Consider the following 25,674-nt stretch of genomic DNA (forward strand, 5'->3'; position numbering starts at 1 on the left):
CGGCGGCCTCTTCCGCCGTCAGCCCTGTTGCGATGATCCGGCCGGGGGCGTTCCCAGGCGGATCACCTCGTCGGCGAGCGCCTCGGCCTCGGCGGTCGAATGGGTCACGAACAGGACGCCGCGCCGCGGCTCGGTCGCGACGGCCCGGCGCACTTCGTGCTGCATCCGCGCCCGCGCGGCGTCGTCCAGATTGGCGAAGGGTTCGTCCATCAGCAGTAGCGGCGCGGGGACCGCCAGGCTGCGGACCAGGGCGATGCGCTGCTGCATCCCCGAAGAAAGCTCCTCGGGATAGAGGTCTGCGGTATCGGACAGCCCGACGCGGGACAACAGCGCGGCGATGCGGTCGGCACGACCCCGCCGCGGCAGCACCAAGGCAAGGTTCTGCGCCACCGTGTGCCAGGGCAGCAGCCGCGGCTGCTGAAAGATCATCGCGGTATCGCGGCCCGGGCGCGGCGGTCGGCCGTCCACCAGCACCCGCCCGGCGGTGGGCGCCATCAGCCCCGCCACCAGGCGCAGAAGCGTGGTCTTGCCGCAGCCCGAGGGGCCAAGCACGACGCAGATCCGCCCCGCTTCCAGCGCGAAGGACAGGCCGCGCAGCACCTCGGGGCCGCCGGCGTAGCGGTGGCGCAGGTCCTCGACCTGTAGCAGCGGTCCGGCCATTTCAGCGCGAGACCGGATCGCCGAGGTCCGAGACCCCGATCCGCGCCAGCACCCGGTCCATCGGCGCGAAATCCATCCATTTGGCGGGATCGACGATCCAGCGGGTGTTCCGCTCCATCCCGTGGGAATACCAGGTCTGGGCATGCAGCAGCTCGTCGCGTTGCAGCCCGCCGTTCACGGTCCAGCTTGCGCGGTAATAGCCGGCAAGCTCGGTCAGGGTGGCGGGCGCGACGTCCGGGCGGGCGCGTTCCATCGCCGCCACCCACAGCGCCGGATCGCCGGCATAGTCGCGCGCGGCCAGCGTCAGTGCCTCCAGCACCCGGTCGAGATCCTGCGCGCGCCCGGCCAGGGTCGCCCGCGCCACCACGTTGACCTTGGAGACCACGGCGGCCGCCCTGAAATAATCCTCGACCCCGACCAGCAGCTGCAGCCCGTCGCGGTCGGGCAGCGACAGGTAGCTGCCGATCGACAGGGTGGTGGCGTCGATCCGTCCCGCCATCAGCGCCTGGCCGCGCACGGCGGGCTGGCCCAGCGGCACCTGCACCAGCGCGCCCAGGCTGACGCCTTTCGCGCCCAGCACCGCGGCGGACAGCGTCTGGTCCAGGCTGCCCGGCTGGCCGATGCCGAAGCGCGTCCCGGCCATGGTCCCCAGCGTCACCCCCTTGCGCGCCGCGATCACGAAGGGCAGCGCCTTGTCCGAGGAATGCACCGCGACGATGTCGTTCGCGCCCTCGGCATGCAGCGACAGCAGCGCCTCGACCGAGATATTCGCCATCTCGCCCTGGCCGGCCTGCAGGGCGGCGACCGCCATGGGCGTCTGGCGGACATGGACCAGTTCGACCTCGACCCCGGCGCGGTCGAAATAGTCCTCTTGCGCGGCAAGGTTCAGGACCGCGTTCGGCACCAGCGGCGTTTCCAGGTCGGTGACGATAATGCGAAAGGGATCGGCCGCGGCGGCGCCGGCCAGCAGGGCGAGAAGGGCGAGGATGCGCAGCATGGGACCTCAGGGAAACAGGCGCCGGCGGGCCGGGCGCGGGGTCAGAAGCAGTTCGGCCAGCGCCAGCAGGCCGGTGGTGCCGATGCCGATGCCGGCCAGCGTCAGCACGACGACCAGGTAAGGCCCCATGCGGAAGCTGTTGCCGTAAGAGATCAGCAGCGCGCCCAGCCCGGTCATCGACATATAGATATCGGCGATCACCGCCGTCACCAGACCCGTCGCGGCCCCGAGCCGCAGCCCGGCCATGACCGGATGCAGGGCCGAGGGCAGGGCGATGCGGATCAGCCGCCGCCAGGATCCGACGCCATGGGCGCGGGCCATCTCGACCAGCGCGGGATCGGTGCCGCGCATGCCGGTATAGCTGTTGATCAGGATCGGCATCACCGCGCCAAGCGCCACCATCGCCAGCTTGGCACCCGGCCCCAGCCCCAGCCACAGGATCGCCAGCGGCATCAGCGCGATCAGCGGCACCGCCGCCAGCGCGTTCAGATAGGGGTTCAGGCTGCGCCCCAGCAGCGGCACCGCCCCCAGCAGCAGGCCCGCCGGGATGCCGATCAGCGCCGCCAGCGCCAGCCCGCCCAGAAACACCGCCAGCGTATCGCCAAGCGCGCGGCCGTAGTCGTTGCGGTAGTCGTGCAGCATCTCGCCGAAGGCCTGCAGCGTCTCGGAGGGCGAGGCGAAGAAGCCGCGCGGCAGCACCTCTGCGCCCCAGGACCACAGCCCGAGGACCAGGAGCAGCACCAAGAGCCGCAGCCAGACATGCGTCGGGCGGCGGCCGAGCCAGCGCAGCGCCTCGGCGACGCCCCGGACCAGGTCCAGCGCCTCGGCCCGCAGGCGCTGCGGCAGCCGGGGCGGTTCTTCGGGTGGGGACATGGCGGGCCTCGCGGTGGGCCGCCCCGCGACGGGGGCGGCGACGCTCAGTTCGTCTCGGGCAGGGCGTAGGCGATGACGTAATCGCCCCGGTCCATCGACTGCCGCGCACCGCCGGCCGAGATCACGACATATTGCCGGCCGGTCTTGGGCGAGCGATAGCTCATCGGGCCGCCCTGGCTGCCGACGGGCAGGCGGGACTTCCAGATCTCCTGGCCGGTGGCGGCGTCCCAGGCCCGCAGGTAATAGTCCTGCGTCCCGGCCATGAACACCAGCCCGCCCTGCGTCGCCAGCGTGCCGCCCAGCGTGGGCAGGCCGACCGGGATCGGCAGGCGCATCTTGATGCCCAGCGGGCCGGTATCCCGAACCGTGCCGACCGGCACCTGCCAGGCGACGCTTCGCGTCTTCAGGTCCACCGCCGTCAGCGTGCCATAGGGCGGCTTCTGGCAGGGAATGCCCAGCGGCGACAGAAAGCGGTTCTTGACCACCGCATAGGGCGTGCCGCCCAGCGGAACCTGGCCCATGCCGACATTGGGCGATTCGCCGCCGTCGGACAGCGCGGCTTCGGCCTGTTGCGGCACCATCTGCACCCACAGACCCAGCCGCATGTCGTTGACGAACAGCAGGTCGTTGTTCGGATCGACCGATACCCCGCCCCAGTTCATGCCACCCAGAGAACCCGGGAAGGCCAGCGACAGGTCGGTATCCGGCGCAGTGTAGAGCCCCTCGTAGCGCATCGACTTGAAGCCGATGCGGCAGATGAGCTGGTCGAAGGGGGTGGCGCCCCACATGTCGGCCTCGGTCAGCGTCCGGGTGCCGATCTGCGGCATGCCGACCGACAGGGGCTGGGTCAGCGCATAGGGCTCGTCGGGGATGGTCGCGGGCTTGACGGGGATCTCCTGCACCTCGGTCAGCGGCTTGCCGGTCTGGCGGTCGAGCACGTAGATCTGCCCGGCCTTGGTGGCGATCACCAGCGCCGGCACGCGCGCGCCGCCTTCGGCCGAGAAGTCGATCAGCGTCGGCGCCATCGGCAGGTCGAAGTCCCACAGGTCGTTGTGGACCGTTTGGTAGTCCCATTTCAGCCGGCCAGTGGTGGCGTCCAGCGCCATGATCGAGGCGCCGTAGCGGTGGTCCTCCTCGGTCCGGGTGGCGCCGTAGAGATCGACCGAGGGCGAGCCCAGCGGCAGGAAGACCGTGTTCGAGGCCGGGTCGTAGGTCGAGCCCGCCCAGACGTTGGCCGAGGACCGGGTATAGGTCTCGCCCGGCTGCAATTCGCGATTCGGCGTGGCCGAGCCGGTGTCGAAGGCCCAACGCTGCGCGCCGGTGATGACGTCGAAGCCCCGGATCACGCCGCCCGGCATGTCCACCTGCACGTTGTCGGCGACGCGGCCGCCGATCACCACGGTTGTCCCGGCGACGGTCGGGGCCGAGGTCAGCGTGTAATAGGCGATATTCGCGACATCGCCGATGCCTTCCTTGAGGTCGACCGCGCCGCCCTTGCCGAAGCCTTCGCACAGCGCGCCGGTGTCGGCGTCGATGGCGAAGAGCCGCGCGTCGATCGAGTTCATGATGATGCGGCGCTGGCAACCCGCGCCCTCGGGCAGGGTCGCCACGGGCACCGGGGTCGCGCCCGGCGCGGTCGGCTGTTCCAGCGGCGCGGCAGCGTCGAAATAGGCCAGACCCCGGCAGCGTTCCCAGACGCCGCCGACATTGGCGTTGATGTCGCGGCGCCAGATCTCGGCCCCGGTGTCGGCATCCAGCGCGATGACGTTGTTCTTGGGCGTGCAGAGGAACAGCTTGTCGCCCACCTGCAGCGGCGTCGACTGGTCCTCGGCCCCCGAGCCGGTCGAGAGCGGCACGTCGCCCGTCCGATAGGTCCAGGCGACCTCGAGCCTGTCGATGTTCGCGGGGGTGATCTGATCCAGCGCGGCGAAGCGGGTGTTGGCGGTGCCGTTGCCGTAATGCGCCCAGTCGGCGGGGGCGTCCGGCGCCACCGCCACGGGCTGCGCGGCCGGAGCGGCGGCCGCGACCTCGGGATGGATGCGGAACATCGAGCCGAAGCCGGCGGCGCCTGCCGCCAGCAGCACCAGCGCCGCGACCAGCGGCGGCGCTGGCCGTGCCGCGCGCCCGGCGGCCCGGTTCAGGATCGGCAGCGAAGCGGTCACGACAGCCGCGCCGAAGGTCATCGCCAGCAGGCGCGACACCAGGCCCCAGTAGTCCAGCCCCACCTCGAACAGCGCCCACAGGATGGTGCCCGCGAAAGCCGCCAGGTAAAGCCAGGCCCCGGCCGGGCGGGCGCGGAAGATCTGGATCGCCGACAGCATCAGCACGATGCCGGCGATCACGAAATACCAGCTGCCGCCCAGCGACAGCAGCCTGCCGCCGCCGACGACGAAGAACAGACCTGCGGCCAGCAGGACGGCGCCGAGAAGCCAGAGCCACGCCCGGGCGACGGACGGAATGGGCTGCGTTGTGAATGTCATGAATGCTCTGCCTTGAAATGGACGTTTGACGCTGGCCGCCGCGTTCGATGAATCCGAAGCTGGCCGTCGGACTATACCTGTGCAAGGCCGGAGGTCAAAACCTCGAAAAACATCAGGGCCGGCACGCGCCGGCTGCGGCACTGACACCGGCCCCGCCTGGGCCAGGGTGCTGGAAGCCGGTTGCGCGTCGCGCGGCAGGGGCCTCCGATGCTGGCGACATGCGGGCCGTTCTGCCGCAGGCAGCGACCGGTTTCGGCGAAAGGGATCGTCGCGGAGCCGAGCCCGAAAGCCGGCTGAAGCAGATCGGAAGAAGGGCGCACGGTTGCGAAAGACGGGTCCGCCTGACACGCAGCATGGCCAGCGGCATGGCGGCTCCATGGCCAGCGGCGGCGGTCAAGGCACGGGACGCGGCTTCAACGCATAGCGGTTCGAGGATCAGGAGGCGTGCATGAAAAGGCCACGGGCGGGAAATGGAGACTGCGCGGGAGCATGATTGCCTGAACGGTGACGCCAAGACCATGAAGGGCATGCCTGCTGCCCCTTGACCGCGGGGACGAGGGTCGATGCCCGCGCACGAGCGGCGTGCACGCCTTGCAACCCGGCCGGCGCACCGCCAAAGGGCCTCGGGCAGCGCCAGATCCGCCATGGGCGTTCTCAGGGCGCGGCCGCCGTGATAATCTGGCGCGCAAGGAGGCGGCATGAGCGATCGTCGGCACGTCGAAGAGATCGAGCGGGTGCTGGGCGGCACCCAGACCGGGCGGGACGGGTTCGTCTCGGCGTCCTGGCGGCGCTGCGTCGAGCTTTACGGCATGGACCCGATGCGCCGCGACCCGGCCCATATCGTCACCGAGACCGAATTGCGGGACCATCGCAAGCAGGCGGAGCGGATGATCGGAGCGGCACGCTCGAGCCTGCAAAGCCTGTTCCGGCAGATCGCCGGGCAGAACTATGTGCTGCTGCTGACCGACGCCAAGGGCGTCTGCGTCGACTTCTTCGGCGACGATCTGTTCCTCGACGACTTGCGGACGGCGGGGCTGTATCTGGGGTCGAACTGGTCCGAGGATCTGGCCGGCACCTGCGGCGTCGGCGCCTGCATCGTCACGAAACAGCCGGTGACCGTCCATCAGGACGACCATTTCGGCAATGCCCATACCCCGCTCAGCTGCACGGCGGCGCCGATCTTCGACAGCCTGGGCGGGCTGGCGGCGATTCTGGACATCTCGCTGCTGCGCTCGCCCACGCCGAAGCGCAGCCAGAACCTGGCCATGAGCCTGGTGACCAATGCCGCAAGGCGGGTCGAGATGGCGAACCTGATGGCCGAAAGCCGCCGCGACTGGGTGCTGCGCCTTTCGGACAGTCCCGAATTCCTCGACGTCGATCCCGAGGCCGCGGTGCGGCTGGACGGGTCGGGGCGGGTGCTGGGCTATACCCGCGGGGCGGCGCGGCTGTTCCCGGACGGGGGCGAGGTGATCGGCCGCCGCATCGACGAGGTGCTGGGCCTGACCGTCGACGATCTGCCCGACCTGATGCGCGACCGCCCGACCGAGGAGCGCATCGTCGAGATGCGCGACGGCGGCGCGCTGTTCGGCCATGCCATCGCGCCGCAGGCTCCGCGCGCGCCCTTGCGCGGCGACCGGCGCGGCGGGCCGCTGGCCGGGCTCTCGGGCGGCGATCCGGCGATGACGCGGCTGCTGGCCCAGGCGGCCAGGCTGGCGCCGACCTCGGTGCCGCTGCTGATCGCAGGCGAGACCGGGACCGGCAAGACCAAGCTGGCGCGGGCGATCCACATGGCCGGATCCGCAGGCGGCTTCCTGGCGCTGGACTGTGCCGGGCTGACCGCCCAGGCGGTGCGGCAGGCCTGCGGCGAGATCGGCGGCCCGACGACGCTGCTGCTGCGCCGGATCGAGGATCTGCCGGCCGAGACCGCGCCGGCGCTGGTCGCCCTGCTGGACCGCTGCGATGTCTTGCGTCCGCTTTCGACCACCTGCGCGGTGCCCGGTGTGCTGGACCTGCCGCGTCCGCTGTTCCACCGCCTGGCCGGCGCGGTGCTGGACCTGCCGCCGCTGCGCCAGCGCCAGGACATCGGCTGGCTGCTGGACCGGATCCTGCGCCGGCGCACGCCCGAGGACATGCGCCTGTCGCCCTCGGCCCGGGCCGCGCTGCTGGGGCGCCGCTGGCCCGGCAACCTGCGCGAGCTGGAACAGGTGCTGGACGTGGCCATCGCGCTGTGCGAGGGGCGCGTCATCGACCTGCCGGACCTGCCGCCGCCCGTGGATCGCGCGGCCGAGCCGCTGGGCCCCGGCGAGACGCTGGAGCAGGTCATGGAGGCCTGCGGCTGGAACATGGCCCGCGCCGCGCGCCGGCTGGGCGTGAACCGCTCGACCGTCCTGCGCCGGCTGCGCAATGCAGGGTTGCAGCCCCCGGCCTGAGCCGTTGCGCGCCGTTGCGCCTGCAACACGCTGCACCGCAGCACTCGTTTTTCCGGCCGCCGCGCGCATGCCGCGATGGATCGGAAGGGCAGGCGCCCGCGATACTCCCCCTCGAACAACGCGCAGAGGAGGAGACGCGATGCTCGATTCTACCGTCACGAGCCGCACGCAGGCGGTGCTGGACCAGCTCAATACCGCGCTCGAACAGAGTGACGTGGACGCCGCCGCCAGGCTTTTTGCCGCCGACAGCTATTGGCGCGACCTGGTGGCCGTCAGCTGGAACCTGAAGACCGTCGAGGGCCCGGCCGGCGTCGCCGACATGCTGGACCGGCAGCTGGCCCAGACCCGCCCCGGCAATTTCCAACTCCAGCCCGGAGAGATCCCCGCCGAGGAGGGCGGCGTCATCACCGCCTGGATCACCTTCGAGACCGCCGCCGGGCGCGGCTGGGGCCTGATCCGGCTGAAGGAGGACCGGATCTGGACCCTGCTCACCGCCCTGCAAGAGCTGAAGGGCTTCGAGGAAAACCGCGGCAAGCGCCGCCCGATGGGCGCCGAACATGGCGCGAAGAAGAACCGCACCACCTGGAAGGAACGCCGCGAGACCGAGGCGGCTTCGCTGGGCTACGACACCCAGCCCTATACGGTGATCGTCGGCGGCGGCCAGGGCGGCATCGCGCTGGGGGCGCGGCTACGGCAACTGGGCGTGCCGACCATCATACTGGACAAGCACGACCGCCCCGGCGACCAATGGCGCAGCCGCTACAAGTCTTTGTGCCTGCACGACCCGATCTGGTACGACCACCTGCCCTATATCAAGTTTCCCGACAACTGGCCGGTGTTCACGCCCAAGGACAAGGTGGGCGACTGGCTGGAAATGTATACCAAGGTCATGGAGCTGAACTACTGGACCCGCTCGACCGTCGAGCGCGCCGCCTTCGACGAGGCCTCGGGCACCTGGACCGTCGAGGTGGACCGAGACGGCGAAAAGGTCGTGCTGCGCCCGACGCAGCTGGTGCTGGCGACCGGCATGTCGGGCAAGCCGAACATGCCGAAATTCCCGGGTATGGAAAGCTTCAAGGGCACGATCCAGCATTCCTCGCAGCACAAGGGCCCGGACGAATGGACGGGGAAAAAGGTCGTTGTCATCGGCTCGAACAACTCGGCCCATGACATCTGCGCGGCGCTGTGGGAGGCGGACGCGGACGTGACCATGGTCCAGCGCTCTTCGACTCATATCGTGCGCTCGGACAGCCTGATGGAGATTGGTCTCGGCGCGCTTTATTCCGAGGAGGCGGTGGCGAACGGGGTGACGACCGAAAAGGCCGACATGATCTTCGCCTCGCTGCCCTACAAGATCATGCACGAGTTCCAGATCCCGCTTTACGACAAGATGCGGGAACGCGACGCCGAATTCTATGCCGGGCTGGAAAAGGCCGGCTTCCAGCTCGACTGGGGCGACGACGGCTCGGGCCTGTTCATGAAATACCTGCGCCGCGGCTCGGGCTATTACATCGACGTGGGCGCGAGCCAGCTGATCATCGACGGCGAGGTCAAGCTGGTCTCGGGCCAGGTCGATCACTTCGAGGCGGACGCCGTGGTGCTGACCGACGGCACCCGCCTGCCGGCGGACCTGGTGGTGCTGGCCACCGGCTTCGGCTCGATGAACGGCTGGGCGGCCGACCTGATCAGCCAGGAGGTCGCCGACAGGGTGGGCAAGGTCTGGGGCCTCGGCTCGGCCACCACCAAGGACCCGGGGCCCTGGGAGGGCGAGCAGCGCAACATGTGGAAGCCGACGCAAGCGCAGAACTTGTGGTTCCACGGCGGCAACCTGCACCAGTCGCGGCATTATTCGCTGTATCTGGCGCTGCAGCTGAAGGCGCGGCTGGAGGGCTTGGACACCCCCGTCTACGGCCTGCAAGAGGTGCATCACCTGTCCTGACGCCCCTTGGCCCGGCCGGCTCGCGGCCGGGCCTTTTCATCCAGAATCGGAGAAATGCAGATGAAAGCAGCACGTTGGCACGGCGCCCGGGACATTCGCGTCGAGGACGTCCCCGAACCCCAGGCCGGGCCGGGCGAGGTCAAGGTCAAGGTCGCCTGGACCGGGATCTGCGGCAGCGACCTGCACGAATACCTGGCCGGGCCGATCTTCGTGCCGGTCGGGCAGGACCATCCGCTGAGCCACGACCAGGCGCCGATCACCATGGGCCACGAATATTGCGGCACCATCACCGAACTGGGGCAGGGCGTCACCGGCCTTGCCGTCGGCGACCGCGTGGCCATCGAGCCGATCTTCGCCTGCGGCACCTGCCCGGCCTGCCACGAGGGCAAATACAACCTGTGCGACAAGCTGGGCTTCGTCGGCCTGTCGGGTGGCCATGGGGGATTCGCGGGCTATTCGGTGGTGCCCGCCCGCATGGTGCACAAGATCCCCGAGGGCCTGTCGATGGAGCAGGGCGCCCTGGTCGAGCCGGCGGCGGTGGCGCTGCACGCCGTCCGCCTGTCGAAGATCAAGGCCGGCGACAGCGCGGCGGTCTTCGGCGCCGGCCCCATCGGCCTGCTGGTGGTCGAGGCGCTGCGCGTCGCCGGCGCGGCCCAAATCCATGTCGTCGAGCCCTCCGAGGTGCGGCGGCAAAGGGCGCTGGACCTGGGCGCGACCGCGGCCATCGACCCCATGGCCGGCGATGCCGTCGCCGCGATCCGCGAGGCGACCGGCGGCGTGCATGTCGCCTTCGAGGTGACGGGCGTGCCGCGCGTGCTGCCGCAATGCATCGACGCCACCCGGCATGAGGGACAGGTGCTGATCGTCTCGATCTGGGAGGGCGAGGCGTCCTTCCATCCCAATACCGTCGTGCTGAAGGAACGGCAGTTGCAGGGCACCATCGCCTATCGCAACGTCTATCCGGCGGTGATGGAGTTGATGACGCAAGGCTATTTCAACGCCGAGCAGCTGGTGACCAAGCGCATCGCGCTGGACGACATCGTGGCCGAGGGTTTCGAGGCGCTGGTGGCCGAGAAATCCCATGTGAAGATCCTGGTCGAGGCGCCGCAGTAATAGCGTGCGGGCGCATCCCGGCAAACCGCATCAACAAATGCCCTGGAACCGGCCGGCAGTCCGATCTGCCGGCCGGACTTTTTCGGCGGGCATGATGCCGCGATGGCCGAGGGCTTAGGCCTGCCTTCCGTGCCCCGCCTGCGCAACTCATGGTGAATATGGATATGTCAGCCGCAAAAGCGTGATGTCCGATGACGAGTCCAGAGGATCGGCAATACCGCCGGCGGCGGTATCATGGTCCGACCGCCGTTTTGGTCCAGCATTAGTGCTTCGCGCTCGTCGGCCGGCCTTTGTCAGGCATCAGCGCGGTCACCCGGCGCCGATACGCTCTGCCGGCTGGCAAAAGAAGGCGCCTCTCAAATGCATATTGACAACAACTCCTGGTTGATAAAACAAAACTGAACGGTTAAGTTCAAAATAACCGCGCCGAATATCCCGACCCAACCCGAGAACGATCATGATGACAGCTAAAATTCGCCCCGCGCTGGCAGGGTTTGCATTCTTGTTGCCTTTGACGGCCCATGCCCAGACCGCGACGGACAATTTCGATGTCCGTATCACCATTGCCGAGGAATGCCAGATCATCTCGACCGAGACGCTGGACTTCGGCAATGCCGGCGTGCTGACCAGCGACGTCGATGCCACGGCCACGCTGCAGGTCGCCTGCACCAATTCGACGCCCTATGACATCGGCCTGGACGAGGGCACCGGCTCGGGCGCGACCATCACCACGCGGCAGATGACCGCGGCCGGCGCGACGGTCGGCTATCAGCTGTTCCGCGACAGCGGCCGCACCACGAACTGGGGCGACACCGTCGGCACCGACACCCTTGCCTCGACCGGCACCGGCTCGGCGCAGTCCTTCACGGTCTATGGCCGGGTGCTGGCCCAGACCACGCCGGCGCCCGGGACCTATACCGACACCGTGACGGTGACCGTCACCTACTGAGCGGGACTTCAGCATGTTCGACCTGTTTCGTCGCGGCCTGCTGGCCGCAGCGGTGGCGCTTGCCCTGCCGGGAGCGGCCGTGGCCGAGGGGTTGCGGGTGTCGCCGGTCACGCTGGACATCCCCGCACCCGGCGCCGCCGCCACCCTGACCCTGCGCAACGAGGGGCGTCAGCCCATCACCGTGCAGGCCCGCAGCTTCCGCTGGACCCAGTCCGGCGGGCAGGAGCAGTTGCGCCGCAGCGGCGATGTGGTGATCAGCCCGCCGGCCACCCGGCTGCCGCCCGGCGCCACCCAGACCATCCGCGTGGTCCGCACCGCCAAATCGCCCGTCAGGGGCGAGGAGGCCTATCGCGTCGTCATCAACGAGGTTCCCGATCAGGGCCGCCGCCGCAACGGTTCGGTCGCGCTGGCGACCGAGCTGCGCATCCCGGTCTTCTTCACCGCGCGCGGCGCCCGCAACCCCGAGGTCGCCTGGTCGCTGCGCAATGCCGGCGGCGCGACCTATCTGGTCGGGCAGAACCGCGGCGACACCCGCCTGCGGCTGGCCGACCTGCGGCTCAGCGGCGCCAGCGGCGCCTCGGTCAAGCGGCCCGGCCTGATGGGCTATGTGCTGGGCGGGGCGACCATGCAATGGCCGGTCGCGCCCGCCGGGCGGCTGGGCGGCGGCGCCAGCCTGAAGGCGGCGACCAACTTCGGGGCGCTGGATGCCCGCGTGCCGGCAAGGTAGCCGGGGCCTGCGGCATTTCTCGATACCCAGCCTGCTGGCGCTGCTGTTCTGCGGCGCCCTGGCCGGCCCGCTGGCGGCGCAGCAGGAGGCCGGCCGGCAGGAGGGGCGGGACCTCTATCTCGAGGTCTTCGTCAACGGCCGGCCGATGAACCTGATCACCCGCTTCACCGACCTCGGCGACGGCACGCTTTCGGCCGATGCCGGGGAATTGCGCAACAGCGGTGTGCTGCCCGATGCGGCGGCGGCGCGGGGCGAGGTGCGTCTGGACCAGATCCCGGGGCTTGGGTGGCGCCTGATCGAACCCGAACAGACCATCCGCCTCGTGGTGCCCGACGCATTGCTGGCGCCGCATGTGCTGAACGCCGCCCCGGACAACGTTGCCGCGGCCGAGGAAGGCGAGGCGGTTCCAGCGGTCGACCACGGCTATGGGCTGGTGCTGAATTATGGCGTGACGCTCGACGGCTGGCAGGGCGCCGACGGCGCGACGGATCGCAGCCTGGGCGCCAGCTTCGACAGCCGGCTGTTCATGCCGCTGGGCACGCTGACCCACGGTTTCGTCCTGGCCGAGGACGACAGGGACGTGCTGCGCTATCGTCGGCTCGACACCTATTGGCGCAGTTCCTTTCCCGGCCGCGCCGTGCAGGTGCAGCTGGGCGACATCGCCACGCGCGGGCCCGGCTGGTCGCGGCCGGTGCGGCTGGGCGGGCTGATGGTCGAGCGCAACTTCGGCCTGCGCCCCGACTTGGTCACCCTGCCGCTGCCGGGATTCGAGGGCAGCGCCGCCTTGCCCTCGACCGTCGAGGTCTTTGCCGATTCGATCCGCACCTATGCCGCCGACGTCCCCGCCGGCCCGTTCCGCATCGACGACCTGCCGCTGGCCGGGGGCTCGGGGATGGCGCGGGTGGTGGTGCGCGACGTGACCGGACGCGAGACGCAGATGGACCTGCCTTTCCTGGTCTCGGGCGAGCTGCTGCGCCGGGGCGTGGCGGATTTCGCGCTGGCGGCGGGGCGGCCGCGGCTGGGCATCGGCTCGGACAGCGACCGCTATGCCGAGGGCACCTTCGGCGTGGCGACGCTGCGCTATGGTCTGACCGACGCGCTGACCCTGATGGCCCATGCCGAGGGCGGCGAGGATCTGGCCATGGCGGGGCTGGGCGCCACCTTCCGCATCGCGCATCTGGGCACCGCCAGCCTGAGCATGGCCCGAAGCCGCGCCGACTGGGGCGAGGGGCACCTGCTGGACTTCTCGACCCAGATTGCGCTGGGGCGGGCGCAGGTCTCGGGCCGGCTTACCCGCACCGGCGGCCGCTTCACCGACATCGCGGCGCTGACCGCCGATCCCGAGCTGGTCGAGCCGGACCTGGCCGGGTTTCCCCGGCATCTGGCGCAGCTGGCCTTTTCGCTGCCCCTGGCCGACCGGGGCAGCGCCGCCAGCCTGTTCCTGTCCGACCTGCGCCATGCCGACGCGCGGACGGAAACCAGCATCGGCCTGTCCTACAACCGGCAGGTCCTGGGCGATGCCAGCCTGACCCTGACCGCCCTGGCACAGCGCGGCACGCAATCGGACCGGATGATCGGTGCGCAGCTGCATGTCCCGCTGGGCGCGCGGCACGACGCCGGCCTGATGGTCGAGCGCCGCCGCGCCGGCTGGCGCCAGTACGCCACCGCCAGCGGCCGTAGCAAGGACCGCGTGCCGGGCTGGAGCTGGCGCCTGCAAGCCGACCGGGGCGAGCATTTGGCCTTGCAGGGCAGTGCCGCGCGCGAGGGCCGGCTGGGCCGGGCCGAGCTTGCCGCCCGGGTCTCGCAGGGCAGTCGCGGCCTGGGCCTGCGGCTGGACGGCTCGGTGGTCGCGGCGGGCGGCGGCGTGTTCCTGTCGCGGCGCATCGACGACGCCTTCGCCGTGGTCGACGTCGGTGCGCCCGGGGTCGAGGTCAGCGCCGAGAACCGCCCCGTCGGCCGCACCGGCCGCTCGGGCAAGATCCTGGTCCCCGACCTGCGCGCCTACGAGGCGAACAGCGTCTCGATCGACCCGGCCGGCTTGCCGCTGGATGCGGCGGTGGGGGTCACCAGACAGTCGGTGCGTCCCGCCCATCACGCCGGCGCGCGGGTCGATTTCGGCGTTCAGGCCAGCGCGCGCGAGGCGCTGGTCGCCCTGGTCGGCCCCGATGGCGCGGCCCTGCAGGTCGGCGGCAAGGTGGTGCTGAACGGCATCGACGACGAGCTGCTCGTCGGCTTCGACGGCGAGGTCTTCGCGCTGGATCTCAAGGACCGCAACGAGATCCTGGTCTCCTATCCCGACGGCCGCGCCTGCACGGCGCGGTTCGACTATGCCGACGAACCCGGAACCCTGACCGAAATCCGAGGAGTGCCCTGCCTGTGACCCGATCCGCGCGCCTGCTGCGCCTGCCCGCCGCCGTGCTGCTGTTCCTGCTCGTCTCGGCGGGGCTGGTGCGGGCGCAAAGCTGCAGCTTCACCGCCAGCGACGTGGTGCTGGGGCAGGTGGACGTGCTGGGCACCGGCCCGACCGACGCGGTGGGCAACATCGCCGTCAGCTGCTCGGCCTTCCTGGGGCTTCTGTCCTCGATCGACATGCGCATCCATTTGGGCGAGGGGGCGGGCGGGCTCGGCGGCGGATTGCGGCGGATGACCAGCGCCGGGACCTCGACCGGACTCGGCTACGAGCTTTACCAGGACGCCGCCCGCAGCGTGGTCTTCGGCGGCAGCTACGGCGGCCACGGCGGGCAGAACCTGCGGCTGACCGGGTCCAGCATCCTGAACCTGCTGACCGGATCGGGCATGAACGTGCCCGTCTATGCCCGGGTGCCCGCCGGGCAGAATGCGGTCGCCCCGGGCAACTATGCCTCGGCCTTCTCGCGCAACCCGCTGGACGTGCGGGTGGACTACCGGACCTGCAACATCCTGCTGCTCTGCACCGACCGGACGGCGACCTTCAGCTTCACCGTGCGGGCGCAGGTGGTGCCCGATTGCCGGGTGCAGGCGGACGACCTGGATTTCGGCACCGTCGGCCTGCTGGACCGGCCGGTGGATGCCACCAGCCAGATCCGCGTCACCTGCACGGCCGGGTCCAGCTTCGACGTCGGCCTGGGCTACGGCCTGTATGGCAGCGGCGTGAACGACCGGCACATGCAGGACCTGACGGGTGACCGGATCGGCTATCAGCTGTATCGCGACAGCGGCCGGACGCTGAGCTGGGGCCTGCTCGCCGATGGGCTGGCGACGACCTCGGCCGGCTCGGGCACGGCGCAGAGCTTCACCGTCCACGGCCGCGTCCCGCCGCAGGCGACCCCAAGGCCCGGCGCCTATTCCGATACGGTGGTGGTCAGCGTGACCTATTGAGACCGCGGCGCCTTCGCATGGGGCCGAGGCGCGAAGCCTCCGCCGTCGGTCCGGGGCAGGCAACTCAACGGGCACGGCTCGCCCCGCGGCCGGCCGTAGCTTGAGCGCCTGAAACCTCCGTGCGGTGGTAGAGCCGGGGCTGGAAACCTGAAAATCCGCTCAATTGGACCGGAGTGCCTGTCGCTCGGGGCACCGAACCCAGGATGGCTTTCTCGCCGCGATACACTGTGCAAACGCTTTTTCCAGCCGATTGGCCGCCTTTCTGTCAGGTCATGGTGGCGGTTCATTTCCGACAGGCTGCTGAAAAGGAACCCCGAGAGCATTTGTATGGGGGGGTGTTCGCCAGGATGATGAAGGGGCTGGCCTCCAACACTGGGCAAGAGAAAGCCGTCATGCTGGACGAGACCTGAAAGCGCATCGCGCGGCGTCGAATCCGCGCGCAAAGGCGCAGATGAGCCGGGGAAATGGCTGCCTCCCGGTTGGGCCGATCCTCGGTGCCCTTCAATGCCGGACATGCGGGCTGAAGCAGCCTGCGCCCAGGTTCACCTCGTTCCGCTTTCACGCGCGATGCATTGCGATGTCCCTTGCGAGGACAGCGCGGCCAGGCGCTTTTGCAGGGCCTCGCGCTTGCGCATTTCCGCGGCGGGGTCGATGGGCACCTGCTTGCGCACCGTCTCGGGGCCGCCGTAGCAGCTGGAATAGCCCAGTCCCAAACGACCGTAACCGCCCCGGAAGCCGCCCGCACAGAGGCGGAATCCGGTGTCGCCCGCCACGTTGGTTTCCCAGGCATAACCGCGGGCGATATTCGCCTCGACCTCTTGCAGAAGCCGCGCGACGTTCCGCTGTTCGGCCGAGACGCGCGCCTCGCAGCGCTCGGTCGGCGTGCCGCAGGAGGTCAGCCCGGCCAGGGCGGCGCAGGCGATGGCGAGCGGGATGCGGTTCATCGGAAAGACTCCTTCTTGCCGCCCCAGCCTATCCCAAACCACGCCCGACCGCGACACCTTTGCCGAAGCCCCGCGGATCGCAAGCCGACAAATCCCGTTGAACGGCTTAACTAAGATTAAGCCGCGGGATGGCCATGCAACCAGCGGTCCCGGATGCACGTTGTGATGCGATAACACCGCTCCAACTGGGAAGGACGAAATTAGCATGCATTCGATAATCTATTTGGTTGGCCTTGTCGTGGTTGTCCTGTTTGTCCTGTCTTTGCTGGGGTTGCGCTGATGGCTGATCTGGATATTCCGCGCGGCTCGGATCGCAGCTATGTCGACTGGGCGGCCGTCTTTGCCGGCACCGTCGTCTCGGCGGGGGTGGCGGTCGTGTTCGCGACATTTGCGGCGGGGTTGGGGCTCGGCTCGATTTCCGTGGGGACGGATGGCGGAATCAGCCTGGGATGGCTGATCGTCACCGCCTTTTTCGCCGTCGTTTCCCTGGTCGCGGCCAACCTTCTGGGCGGCTATATCGCCGGCCGGATGCGCCGTCCCGTAGAGGCCGCAACCAGCGACGAGGTCGCGGTGCGCGACGGCATCAACGGTCTGGCCGTGTGGGGCCTAGGCATCGTCGTCAGCGCCGTTCTGGCGACGACCGCGGTGACCGGCGGCCTGCGTGCGGCGGGTGCCGCCGCCGAAACCGCGGTGCAGGCGACAGGTGCGGCCGTGGGCGGGATCGCCCAGGGCGCCGGACAGCTGGCCGGCGGTGTCATCTCGGGCGCCGGGCAGGCGGTGGGCGGCGTGGTGCAAGGTGTCGGCCAGGCTGCGGCCCCCGCGCTGGAGGACGCCATGCCGGCGGGAATGCAATCGAACCCGCTGGATTACATCACCGACACGCTCTTGCGGCCCGATGGCCAGAACCCCATGACCACGCTGCAGCAGGACGCCGAGGCCAACGCTACCGAGACCCAGCGCCAGATGGTCGGCATCTTTGCCAACCTGATCCGCACCGGCGAGATCTCGGACCAGGACCGGGCCTATCTGCGCCAGCAGGTCGCCGTCCGCACGGGGCTCAGCGAGCAGGAGGTCGATGCCCGCGTCGATGAGGCGGTGAACAGGGCCCAGGCCATCCGGCAAGAGGCCGAGAAGAAAGTCGAAGAGGCCAAGGCCCAGGCCGAGCAGTTGAAGGTCGAGGCCGAGCAACGCCTGGAAGAGGCGAAGCAGCAGGCCGCGGATGCCGCCGAGAAGGCGCGCGTGACCGGTATCCTGACCGCGTTCCTTCTTGCCGCTTCCGCGCTGGTCGCTGCGGCGGCCGCCTGTATCGGCGCTGTCAACGGCGGTCGCGACCGCGACAACGGCCGCGTCTGGGGTGGCCTGTCCTATCGCCGCTGACCGGCAAGGGTTGAAACCGGAAAGCGCCCCCGCCTCGTGGAACCGAGGCGGGGGTTTTCGTGGTTTGAGAATGGGATGCAAGGACGGCCGGCTAAGGCGGATACGCAATATGGCTGCGCGCCCGCGGCGGCTTCCGAGGACCCGCTTTGCCCGACAGGATGGGCGGGATTCGCCGGCCCGCGGCGGCCTGCCGAGCACCGCCAGACAGCGGGCCACGAGATGCAGGCGCAGACCCGAACGGCCTTCGCCGGAGGGGGATCGACGGCCGTCGCCGACGAAACCGCAGCGACCTCTTGTCGTCCTGCGGCAGCACCCCGCCGAGCCGCGCCCGACGCGCCGCCATGCCTCCGCAGGCTGGCTCCGCGAAGGCACCGCAGGCGCTTCAGAAGCGGGACACCAGCGTCAGCATGGCGTTGCGCGGCTCTCCATAGGTGGCGATGTTCGCGGCGCCGGTGAAATAAGTCTTGTCGAAGACGTTGTTCAGGTTCAGCTGCGCCGACCAGCGCTCGTCGATATCGTAGCGCACCATCGCATCGGCGACGGTATAGCCGGCACGGTCCAACCGGATCGGGTTGCCGCCGACATAGACATCGGTCCAGGTCCGGTTCTGCCAGCGCGCGCCGCCGCCGACGGTCCATTTCTCCCAGCGGCCGGGCAGGTTCCAGGTGGCGAAGACCTTGGCGCTGCGCGTGGGCAGGCTGGTCATGGCCTGGCTGCCGTCGGGATTGCGCTGCTTCATCGTCGCCGCGCCGAAGAACAGGTTCAGCCCGGGGCGGATCTCGCCCGAGATCTCGAATTCAACACCCTTGGCGCTGACCCCGTCCCGGCCGATATAGGCCTGTTCGCCGCCCGGCAGGAAATGGCCCTCGTCGATTTCCGCGACATTGTCCTGATAGGTGTGATACCAGGACAGCGAGGCGTTCAGCCGGTCGTCCATCCAGGCACCCTTGACGCCGATCTCCTTGTTCTTGCCCTGCACGGGGTCCAGATAGTCGCCGTTGCGGTCCTTGAGCTGCTGCGGGTTGAAGATCGAGGTGTAGCTGGCATAGACCGACAGGTCCGGCGTCACCGCATAGACCAGCCCGACATAGGGCGTCGGCTCGGTGAAATGGCGGTCGTCTGATTTCCAGTCGGTATAGCGCAGCCCCAGGATAGCGGTCAGCGGATCGGCGAGCGAGACCCTGGCCGAGCCATAGACCGCGTATTGCGTGGCGCCGAGGTCCCAGCCGCCGCGGCTGTCGAGCACCCAGTCCGGCCGCGCCATGTCGCCGATCCAGTCGAAGACGCTGCCGATCACCGGCTGGGCGGCGGGGGTATAGATGGTCTGCCGGCTCCACTCGCGGCCGCCGTGGAAACCGAAGTTCAGCGCATGCTCGCGGCCGAAGGCCCGCAGGGGTCCGCCGACCTGCGCATCCAGCGCGATCTGGCGGCCATCGACCTTGTCCTTTTGCGCAAAGGGCTGCAGCCCCTCGCCGGTCACCGGATCGGGCTGGCCGTAAAAGCGCATGTGCTCGGCGGTATAGGTCTTGCGCATCAGGCTCAGCGTGGCATCGGCGGTCCAGCCGTTGCCGAAGTCATGGTCGATGCGGGCGGTGGCCAGGTCCTGCTTGCCGCTCCAACTGGTCCACCAGGGCGCGCTGGAAAAGCCGCGCGGGAAATGCGTCAGCGAGCCGTCGCTGAACATCGACGGCCACCCCGCCCATTCCGAGCCGCTGGGATCGTGGTTGCGGTGCTCGAGGCTGAAGGTCAGCATGGTGTCGGGCGTCACGTCCCAGGCCAGCGTGCCGTAAACCGTCTGCTTGTCGACGTGATAGCGGTCGCGGAACCAGTCGCCGCTGTAAAGATCGGCGACCAGCCGACCGCGCAGGCTGCCCTGGGCGTTCAGCGGGCTCTGCACGTCCAGCGTGGCGCCGAAGCGGTTCCAGGTGCCGTAGCGGGTCTCGACGCTGCCGGTCAGTTCCCGGGCATCGGCTTGCTTGCGGGTGATGCGCACGGCGGCGGCCGGATCGCCGGTGCCGGTCAGCAGCCCGCTCGCGCCGCGGATCACCTCGACATGGTCGTAGGCCGCGGTCGAGGATTGCACCCCGGTGCCGGCGAAGAAGCCCCAGCCGGCATCGACCAGCACGCCGTCGATGATATAGCTCGACACCCATTGCCCGCGCGCCCAGGTGTTGTCGCGGTCGGTCTCGTAGGTCGAGGAATTGACGCCGGTGGTATAGGCCAGCACCTGTTGCGTGGTCTGCAACCCCTGGTCGGCCATGCGCTGGCTGGTCACCACGCTGACCGATTGCGGCGTTTCCTTCAGCGTCAGCGGCAGGCCGGTCGCGCCGGTGGCGACATCGGTGGTGTAGGAATGGGTGCCCTCGGTCGTGCCGGGGGCCGAGGTCGCCAGGGTCACGGTTTCCAGCACCACGGCCCCGGACTCGGCCGCAGCGGCGGGGGCGGCGGCGGGTTCGATCACCACCGTCCCGGTGCCGTCTATGCGATGGCTCAGCCCGGTGCCCGCCAGCAAACGCGTCAGCGCCTGCTGCGCGGACATGATGCCGTGCACCGGGTTGGCCTGCACCGCGGTCCGGCGGTTTTCGCGGATGACCACCGACAGGCCGGTCACCGCGCCGATCCGGTTCGCGGCCTCGGCGACGGGACGCGCCGGAATGTCGAAGCGATAGACCTGCTCCTGCCGCCGGTCCTGCGCCTGCGCCAGCGTCGCCGGAGCGGGGCTGCACAGCAAGACGACCAGCAGGGTGCGGCCGATCCCGGCGGCCGATTTTCGACTGAAGTTCATAGCCCTCTCGTTCCTGTTCTGACGAGCGGCTACTCGAACCCGATGTCCCTTGCGTGCTCTCGAATCCTTCACGACCGGAACGGGGCATCGGTGCAGAAAAAACGTGCCTCAGGGCCCGATGATGGTCAGATGGCCCAGATCCAGGACGCGGAAGCCGAAGCTGGCCTGCAACGATGCCAGCGCCGCATCGGGGTCGGCGAGCGCGAAGCTGCCCGAGACTCGCTCTTCCGCCAGTCCGGGCGTCGCGACCACGATCCGGCCCCGGCGATAGCGTTCGATCTGGCCCAGCACATCCGCCAGCCGGGCGTCGTAAAAGACGAAGCGCCCGTCCCGCCAGGCAAGCGCGCTTTCCAGGCTCGCCTGTTCGACCGGACCGACGCCGCCGGCCGTCAGCCGCACCGTCTGGCCGGGCCCCAGCACGGCCGAGCCGGCCGCACCGCTGACCTCGACCCGGCCATGGGCCAGGGTCACGGTGACGGCGCCTTGCAGAAGCTGGACATCGAAACCGGTGCCCAGGACCCGGACCTCGCCCTCGGGCGTTTCGACGACGAAGGGCAGGCTGCCCGGCCGCACCTCGAAATAGGCGCCGCCGCGCAACAGGCGAACGCGGCGCTGGGTCGGGGTGTCGGCTTCTGCCAGGGCGCTGTCGGCGTCCAGCAGCACGGTCGAGCCGTCATACAGGGTCACCGACAGCGGCCGGGCGCGGGCGGCGACGTGATCGGCGGCCATGTCCTGCAGAAGATGCGGCCGTTCGACCCAAAGCGCCGCCACGGCCAGGCAGGCCGCGACCGCGCCGGCCAGCGCCTGCCTTCTTCGCCGCCGCCTTCGCCCGTGCATCCGGCCGATCCGGTCCAGATGGGCCGAGAGCGCCGGCCCGCGCGCCTGCGCCAGATCCGAGACCTGGCCGCCGGACTGCCAGGCTGCGGCCACCCGCTGCCAGGCGGCCTCATGCGCCGGGTCCGCGCGGCGCCAGGCCAGGGCCCGGGCTTGGCGCCGCGCGGTCGGACGGTCCGCCAACTCCAGGAACAGGGCGCGGGCGGTTTCGCGCATCGCGTCGTCGTCGGGTCTCTGGTGCGGGTCGCCGGTCATTCCCCCGCCTCGCGCGATTTTTCGCAGGCCGCCAGGGCGCGGGCCATATGCGACGCGACCGTACGCCGCGAGATGTCCATGGCATGCGCGATCTCGCTGAAGCTTTTGCCGTGAACGCGGTTCAGCAGAAATATGTCCTGCGTCGGCTGCGGCAGGGCGGCGATGGCCGTCTCGACCCGGCCCAGCTGCTCGCGGCTGCCCAGCCTTTCGGCCGCCGAGGGCGCGGCGGCGGCCTGCTGTTCGGGCAGGACCCCGGCCAGGATATGGGCATGCCTTCTTTCGGCGCGGATATGGTCGATGGTGGCGTTGCGCGCGCATCGCGTCAGATAGGCCGCGGAATCGCCCCGCCAATCGACGGCGCGTTCCCAAAGGCGCAGAAACACGTCATGCACCAGGTCGCGGGCGGTGCTGCGGCATCCGACGCGGCGCGCGATCTGCCGTTCCAGCCGCTCATGCTCGGCGGCGTAAAGCTCGGCGAACTCGTCGTTCCTCGCAGCCATCTGGAAACAGGCGCCCATCGTCACTGAAGATGCGCGACGGTTAGCGGATCGCGATGCCATATGCCAGAGGATCGGCCGGCGCGGCGAGGGACAATGCCAGCCGTGCGGGTGCGCCGGCCGCGCGCATCGGCGGGCCGGCTATCCGCCGTTCGGGCCGGCCGCGACCGGGGTCCTGGCCGATTGCGCCGCCTCGTGCCGCAGCCAGTCGACCAGCTGTTCGCAGCGCGACGACAGCCGCCGGCCCTGCGGCAGCACCAGCCAATAGCGGTATTGCGACAGGACGATGTCGAAAGGCTGGATCAGCTCGCCCGATTCGATCTGCGGGCGCAGCAGCGCCGCGCTGCCCAGCATCACCCCCTGGCCGTTGCACATGCTGCGATAGCGCACGTTGGTGTCGTCGATCAGATAGGCCGGGCTGCCCTCGGCATTGGGCGCGCCGGCATGCTCGAACCACTCCGTCCAGCCCAGCCGGCTGTCCTCGTGCAGCAGCGGATAGCCCTTCAGCGCCGCGGGCGTGTGCGGCACCCCCAGCCGACCGGCCAGCGAAACGTGCAGGATCGGCGACAGCCCGGCCGCGACCAGCGGCATGGCGGTGACATGGGCAGGCGGCGCCTTGCCCCAGACGACCGCAAGATCGGCGCGCTCGAAATCATGCGGCGAAAACGAGTTCTGGTGGATCAGGTTCAGCGAGATCCGCGGATGCGTCGCCCAGAAGCCTTGTAGCCGCCCCGCCAGCCAGAAGCTGGAAAAGAACGGTCGGCAGATCAGGTTCACCTGATGCGTTCCGGTCTGGTGGCGGATCTGCCCGATCACCGTCTCGATCTCGCGGAACGGGCCGGTCAGGCGCTGATACAGGTGCTCGCCCTCTTGCGTCAGCTGCAGCTGCTTGGGCTGGCGCAGGAACAGCCGGGACCCCAGGTGCTCTTCGAGCGTGCGGATCTGGTGGCTGACCGCCGAGGGCGACACGTTCAGCTCTTTCGCGGCCAGGGCGAAGTTCAGATGCGTGGCCGCGACGGTAAAGACCCGCAGCCCGTTCAGATGGGTAAGATTTCCCGACGCCATCGCGCTCTCCTAGCCCCGTCCGTGCCGGCCGTCGGCGCGCCCATCCTGCGCGTTTAGCTGCCGTGCTGGCAAGGGGCTTCGGGTGAGATTTTCTCATCCATGGCTGAAGAAACGATGTTTCCCATCCCGGCCCCCGCCGGGATAGTCAAAGGACAAGCGAAACGTCGCGCCAGCGGCACAGCCAGCAGGGTTTCCCGATGAACAAGCCCCTTCTTACCTCTCCGGTTCCGCTCGAAGACCTTCATTCCAGCACGCTGGACGCCGGGAAAGTCGTGGCTCTGCCGGCCGCCGTCTTTTCCAGTGGTGAGTTTTTTGAGTTCGAGATGAACGCGGTCTGGCGCCACGAATGGTTCTGCGTCGGCCATGTCGGCGAGATCCCCAAGGCCGGAGACTATTACACGATCCGGGTCGGGAAGGATCCGCTGGTGGTGCTGCGCGACCGCGGCGGCGAGGTGGCGGTGCTGGCCAATGTCTGCCAGCATCGCGGCATGATCCTGGTCGAGGGCCGCGGCAACCTGCGCCGTCTGCGCTGCCCACTGCATGCCTGGACCTATGACCTGGGCGGCAAGCTGATCGCGGCCCCGGGGCTGAGCGACGGCGACGGCGACAAGGAGGCGATCGCCGGCATCTGCATCCCGCGCATCCGCAGCGAGATCTGGGAAGGCTTCGTCTTCATCACCTTCGACGAAAGCCTGCCGCCGCTGGGCGAGCGGCTGGGCAAGCTGGGCGGGCAGCTGGCGAATTACGACATGGCCGCGCTGCGCGGCGCCGACCCGCTGATGATGGAAGAGCTCGACTGGAACTGGAAGATCTTCAACGACGAATGCTATCACTGCATGTATCTCCACTCCAGCTCTTGGGGGGACATGTATGAGCTGAACCGCGGCCGGACGCTGGACGAGGCGGTCGAGTTCAACGACCTCGACAAGGGAGTCATCTCCTACAACCTGTGCAGCCCGCATCGGGACGCGGCGCCGACCCATACCAAGACCATCCTGCAGCCGCCGATCGAGGGGCTGACCGATCAGGAGCGCACCCAGCTGAGCTATGTGACGGTGGCGCCGAACCTGCTGATCGTGGCCATGCCGGACAAGGTGAAATATTTCCTGTGGCTGCCGGTCGGGGCGCAGAAGTCGCTTTACGCCGTCAGCTGGATGTATCCCGAAACCACCCTGGCGCGCGAGGATTTCCGCGAGACCTACGAGCGCGAGATGCACGATCTGCGCCCGGTGATGGAAGAGGACCTCTATGCCTGGCGCAGCTGCCAGCAGGGCTACAATTCCTCTTTCGCCGCCCGCGGCCCGCTGGCACCCGAGGAAGAGGTGATCAAGCGGCTGCAGACCTGGCTGGTGCGCAAATACGCCGCCGAAGAGGCGCGCGCCCGCGCCGCGCTGCAAACGGCCGGATGATGGGCGGCGCGGGGCATATTCCCGCCCGGGTGCTGCGGCGCGAGCCGGCGGGCGAAGGGGTGCTGCGGCTGGTGCTGGCCCCGGTCGGTGCCCCCGGCTTTCCCGCCTGGCAACCCGGGGCGCATGCCGACCTGGTGCTGCCCGGCGGCGACGCCGCGGGCGAACCGCTGGTTCGGCAATATTCGCTATGCGGCGATCCGGCGGACCTGTCCGAGTATCACTTCGGCATCCTGCGCGAAGCGGACGGCCGTGGCGGCTCGACCTGGGTGCATGACCGGCTGCGCGTGGGGGACGAGATCGCGGTGGGGGCGCCGCGCAACCATTTTCCCTTTGCCCCGGTCGCGGCCCCGGCGGCGCGGACCCTGTTCATCGCCGGCGGCATCGGCATCACGCCGATCCTGCCCATGCTGCGCCAGGCCATGGCCGAGGACCGCGACTGGCGGCTGGTGGCGGCGGCGCGCAGCCGCGCCCGCCTGCCGTTCCGGGCCGAGCTCGCGGCCCTGCCGGCGCACCGGCTGCGGCTGCATTGCGACGACGAAGCCGGGCTTCTGGACCTCGCCGGCTTGCTGGCCGGGGAAGGGGCCGGGACCACGGTCTATTCCTGCGGGCCGGCGCCGCTGCTGGACGCACTGCAAAGCCTGGCCGAGGACGCGCCCTGGCAGTTGCGGATCGAACGCTTCTCGGCGCAGCCGGCACCGGCGGGGCGCAGCGACCGGCCCTTCGAGGTGGTCTGCCGCGCCAGCGGCAAGCGGCTTCGGGTGCCGGCCGACAAGAGCGTGCTGCAGGTGCTGCGCGAGGCCGGGCTGCGGGTCGAAAGCTCGTGCCGCGACGGGGTCTGCGGCACCTGCGAATTGCGGGTTCTGGCCGGGACCCCCGATCACCGCGACAGCGTGCTGACCGCCGAGGAACGCGCCGAGGGAACGCATATGATGGTCTGCGTCTCGCGCGCCGTCGGCGATGTGCTTGAACTGGACATATAGAAAG

Annotated in this window: 19 protein-coding genes; 10 read left to right on the plus strand and 9 right to left on the minus strand. The window is 69.5% G+C overall.

Annotated features, from left to right (window positions below; all coding sequences use genetic code 11):
- Positions 1-18: 18 nt before the first annotated feature.
- Genes JCM7685_RS16910 through JCM7685_RS16925 form a run of 4 tightly spaced genes read right to left on the minus strand, consistent with a single transcriptional unit; the run spans position 19 to position 5,010 of the window.
- Positions 19-660 carry an ABC transporter ATP-binding protein gene (locus JCM7685_RS16910; protein ID WP_074967056.1) on the minus strand — a complete coding sequence of 214 codons (642 nt, stop codon included), beginning with the start codon at positions 658-660 and terminating at the stop codon, positions 19-21.
- 1 nt (position 661) lies between these two features.
- Complete coding sequence (locus tag JCM7685_RS16915; protein ID WP_074967054.1) at positions 662-1,657, minus strand: ABC transporter substrate-binding protein; 996 nt, start codon at positions 1,655-1,657, stop codon at positions 662-664.
- 6 nt (positions 1,658-1,663) lie between these two features.
- Positions 1,664-2,530 (minus strand): ABC transporter permease, encoded by an 867-nt coding sequence (locus JCM7685_RS16920; protein ID WP_083412655.1) that lies wholly within the window; start codon positions 2,528-2,530, stop codon positions 1,664-1,666.
- Positions 2,531-2,574: 44 nt separating this feature from the next.
- On the minus strand, positions 2,575-5,010 hold the full coding sequence (locus tag JCM7685_RS16925; RefSeq protein WP_074967052.1) for a membrane-bound PQQ-dependent dehydrogenase, glucose/quinate/shikimate family: 2,436 nt from the start codon (positions 5,008-5,010) through the stop codon (positions 2,575-2,577).
- 698 nt (positions 5,011-5,708) lie between these two features.
- Here JCM7685_RS16925 and JCM7685_RS16930 point away from each other — a divergent pair.
- From JCM7685_RS16930 to JCM7685_RS16960, 7 genes are all read left to right on the plus strand, one after another.
- Complete coding sequence (locus JCM7685_RS16930) at positions 5,709-7,439, plus strand: sigma-54-dependent Fis family transcriptional regulator (RefSeq protein WP_074967050.1); 1,731 nt, start codon at positions 5,709-5,711, stop codon at positions 7,437-7,439.
- Between the two features lie 139 nt (positions 7,440-7,578).
- Complete coding sequence (locus JCM7685_RS16935) at positions 7,579-9,378, plus strand: NAD(P)/FAD-dependent oxidoreductase (RefSeq protein WP_074967048.1); 1,800 nt, start codon at positions 7,579-7,581, stop codon at positions 9,376-9,378.
- Between the two features lie 60 nt (positions 9,379-9,438).
- Complete coding sequence (locus JCM7685_RS16940; RefSeq protein WP_074967082.1) at positions 9,439-10,491, plus strand: 2,3-butanediol dehydrogenase; 1,053 nt, start codon at positions 9,439-9,441, stop codon at positions 10,489-10,491.
- Positions 10,492-10,948: 457 nt separating this feature from the next.
- Positions 10,949-11,440, plus strand: coding sequence for a Csu type fimbrial protein (locus tag JCM7685_RS16945; RefSeq protein WP_083412653.1), 492 nt, complete (start codon positions 10,949-10,951; stop codon positions 11,438-11,440).
- 13 nt (positions 11,441-11,453) lie between these two features.
- A complete protein-coding gene (locus tag JCM7685_RS16950) occupies positions 11,454-12,167 on the plus strand; it encodes a fimbrial biogenesis chaperone (protein ID WP_074967047.1) in 714 nt (237 codons plus the stop codon).
- Entirely contained in the window at positions 12,145-14,547 is a 2,403-nt protein-coding gene (locus tag JCM7685_RS16955; protein ID WP_074967045.1) for a fimbria/pilus outer membrane usher protein, read from the plus strand. The genes JCM7685_RS16950 and JCM7685_RS16955 overlap by 23 nt, the downstream gene beginning before the upstream one ends.
- On the plus strand, positions 14,544-15,524 hold the full coding sequence (locus JCM7685_RS16960) for a Csu type fimbrial protein (protein ID WP_074967044.1): 981 nt from the start codon (positions 14,544-14,546) through the stop codon (positions 15,522-15,524). Before JCM7685_RS16955 ends, JCM7685_RS16960 begins: the two co-directional genes overlap by 4 nt.
- A 542-nt stretch (positions 15,525-16,066) precedes the next feature.
- Here JCM7685_RS16960 and JCM7685_RS16965 read toward each other — a convergent pair.
- The gene (locus tag JCM7685_RS16965) at positions 16,067-16,468 is read right to left on the minus strand and encodes a hypothetical protein (protein WP_074967042.1); all 402 of its coding nucleotides are present in this window, start codon (positions 16,466-16,468) and stop codon (positions 16,067-16,069) included.
- Positions 16,469-16,744: 276 nt separating this feature from the next.
- Between JCM7685_RS16965 and JCM7685_RS16970 the strand changes: the two genes are divergently transcribed.
- Positions 16,745-17,845, plus strand: a complete 1,101-nt coding sequence (locus tag JCM7685_RS16970) for a hypothetical protein (protein WP_408634338.1) — start codon at positions 16,745-16,747, stop codon at positions 17,843-17,845.
- Between the two features lie 382 nt (positions 17,846-18,227).
- Here JCM7685_RS16970 and JCM7685_RS16975 read toward each other — a convergent pair whose 3' ends face one another.
- From JCM7685_RS16975 to JCM7685_RS16990, 4 genes are all read right to left on the minus strand, one after another.
- Positions 18,228-20,630 carry a TonB-dependent siderophore receptor gene (locus JCM7685_RS16975; protein ID WP_074967038.1) on the minus strand — a complete coding sequence of 801 codons (2,403 nt, stop codon included), beginning with the start codon at positions 20,628-20,630 and terminating at the stop codon, positions 18,228-18,230.
- 108 nt (positions 20,631-20,738) lie between these two features.
- Complete coding sequence (locus JCM7685_RS16980) at positions 20,739-21,719, minus strand: FecR family protein (RefSeq protein ID WP_074967037.1); 981 nt, start codon at positions 21,717-21,719, stop codon at positions 20,739-20,741.
- Positions 21,716-22,219: an RNA polymerase sigma factor gene (locus JCM7685_RS16985; RefSeq protein ID WP_074967078.1), complete on the minus strand. Its 504-nt coding sequence runs from the start codon at positions 22,217-22,219 to the stop codon at positions 21,716-21,718. Before JCM7685_RS16985 ends, JCM7685_RS16980 begins: the two co-directional genes overlap by 4 nt.
- A 138-nt stretch (positions 22,220-22,357) precedes the next feature.
- A complete protein-coding gene (locus JCM7685_RS16990; protein ID WP_074967035.1) occupies positions 22,358-23,281 on the minus strand; it encodes a LysR substrate-binding domain-containing protein in 924 nt (307 codons plus the stop codon).
- Positions 23,282-23,478: 197 nt separating this feature from the next.
- On the opposite strand from JCM7685_RS16990, the gene JCM7685_RS16995 reads away from it, so the two are divergent.
- Positions 23,479-24,690, plus strand: coding sequence for an aromatic ring-hydroxylating oxygenase subunit alpha (locus JCM7685_RS16995; RefSeq protein ID WP_074967033.1), 1,212 nt, complete (start codon positions 23,479-23,481; stop codon positions 24,688-24,690).
- The gene (locus JCM7685_RS17000) at positions 24,690-25,670 is read left to right on the plus strand and encodes a PDR/VanB family oxidoreductase (protein WP_074967076.1); all 981 of its coding nucleotides are present in this window, start codon (positions 24,690-24,692) and stop codon (positions 25,668-25,670) included. Before JCM7685_RS16995 ends, JCM7685_RS17000 begins: the two co-directional genes overlap by 1 nt.
- Positions 25,671-25,674: the final 4 nt, after the last annotated feature.

It is taken from the genome of Paracoccus aminovorans, from assembly GCF_900005615.1.
Lineage (GTDB): Bacteria > Pseudomonadota > Alphaproteobacteria > Rhodobacterales > Rhodobacteraceae > Paracoccus > Paracoccus aminovorans.

Excerpts from the sequence above, each read along its gene's own strand:
- JCM7685_RS16910 (WP_074967056.1), bottom strand. The coding sequence starts at position 660 with ATGGCCGGACCGCTGCTACAGGTCGAGGACCTGCGCCACCGCTACGCC.
- JCM7685_RS16915 (WP_074967054.1), bottom strand. The coding sequence starts at position 1,657 with ATGCTGCGCATCCTCGCCCTTCTCGCCCTGCTGGCCGGCGCCGCCGCG.
- JCM7685_RS16920 (WP_083412655.1), bottom strand. The coding sequence starts at position 2,530 with ATGTCCCCACCCGAAGAACCGCCCCGGCTGCCGCAGCGCCTGCGGGCC.
- JCM7685_RS16925 (WP_074967052.1), bottom strand. The coding sequence starts at position 5,010 with ATGACATTCACAACGCAGCCCATTCCGTCCGTCGCCCGGGCGTGGCTC.
- JCM7685_RS16930 (WP_074967050.1), top strand. The coding sequence starts at position 5,709 with ATGAGCGATCGTCGGCACGTCGAAGAGATCGAGCGGGTGCTGGGCGGC.
- JCM7685_RS16935 (WP_074967048.1), top strand. The coding sequence starts at position 7,579 with ATGCTCGATTCTACCGTCACGAGCCGCACGCAGGCGGTGCTGGACCAG.
- JCM7685_RS16940 (WP_074967082.1), top strand. The coding sequence starts at position 9,439 with ATGAAAGCAGCACGTTGGCACGGCGCCCGGGACATTCGCGTCGAGGAC.
- JCM7685_RS16945 (WP_083412653.1), top strand. The coding sequence starts at position 10,949 with ATGATGACAGCTAAAATTCGCCCCGCGCTGGCAGGGTTTGCATTCTTG.
- JCM7685_RS16950 (WP_074967047.1), top strand. The coding sequence starts at position 11,454 with ATGTTCGACCTGTTTCGTCGCGGCCTGCTGGCCGCAGCGGTGGCGCTT.
- JCM7685_RS16955 (WP_074967045.1), top strand. The coding sequence starts at position 12,145 with ATGCCCGCGTGCCGGCAAGGTAGCCGGGGCCTGCGGCATTTCTCGATA.
- JCM7685_RS16965 (WP_074967042.1), bottom strand. The coding sequence starts at position 16,468 with ATGAACCGCATCCCGCTCGCCATCGCCTGCGCCGCCCTGGCCGGGCTG.
- JCM7685_RS16975 (WP_074967038.1), bottom strand. The coding sequence starts at position 20,630 with ATGAACTTCAGTCGAAAATCGGCCGCCGGGATCGGCCGCACCCTGCTG.
- JCM7685_RS16980 (WP_074967037.1), bottom strand. The coding sequence starts at position 21,719 with ATGACCGGCGACCCGCACCAGAGACCCGACGACGACGCGATGCGCGAA.
- JCM7685_RS16985 (WP_074967078.1), bottom strand. The coding sequence starts at position 22,219 with ATGGCTGCGAGGAACGACGAGTTCGCCGAGCTTTACGCCGCCGAGCAT.
- JCM7685_RS16990 (WP_074967035.1), bottom strand. The coding sequence starts at position 23,281 with ATGGCGTCGGGAAATCTTACCCATCTGAACGGGCTGCGGGTCTTTACC.
- JCM7685_RS16995 (WP_074967033.1), top strand. The coding sequence starts at position 23,479 with ATGAACAAGCCCCTTCTTACCTCTCCGGTTCCGCTCGAAGACCTTCAT.
- JCM7685_RS17000 (WP_074967076.1), top strand. The coding sequence starts at position 24,690 with ATGGGCGGCGCGGGGCATATTCCCGCCCGGGTGCTGCGGCGCGAGCCG.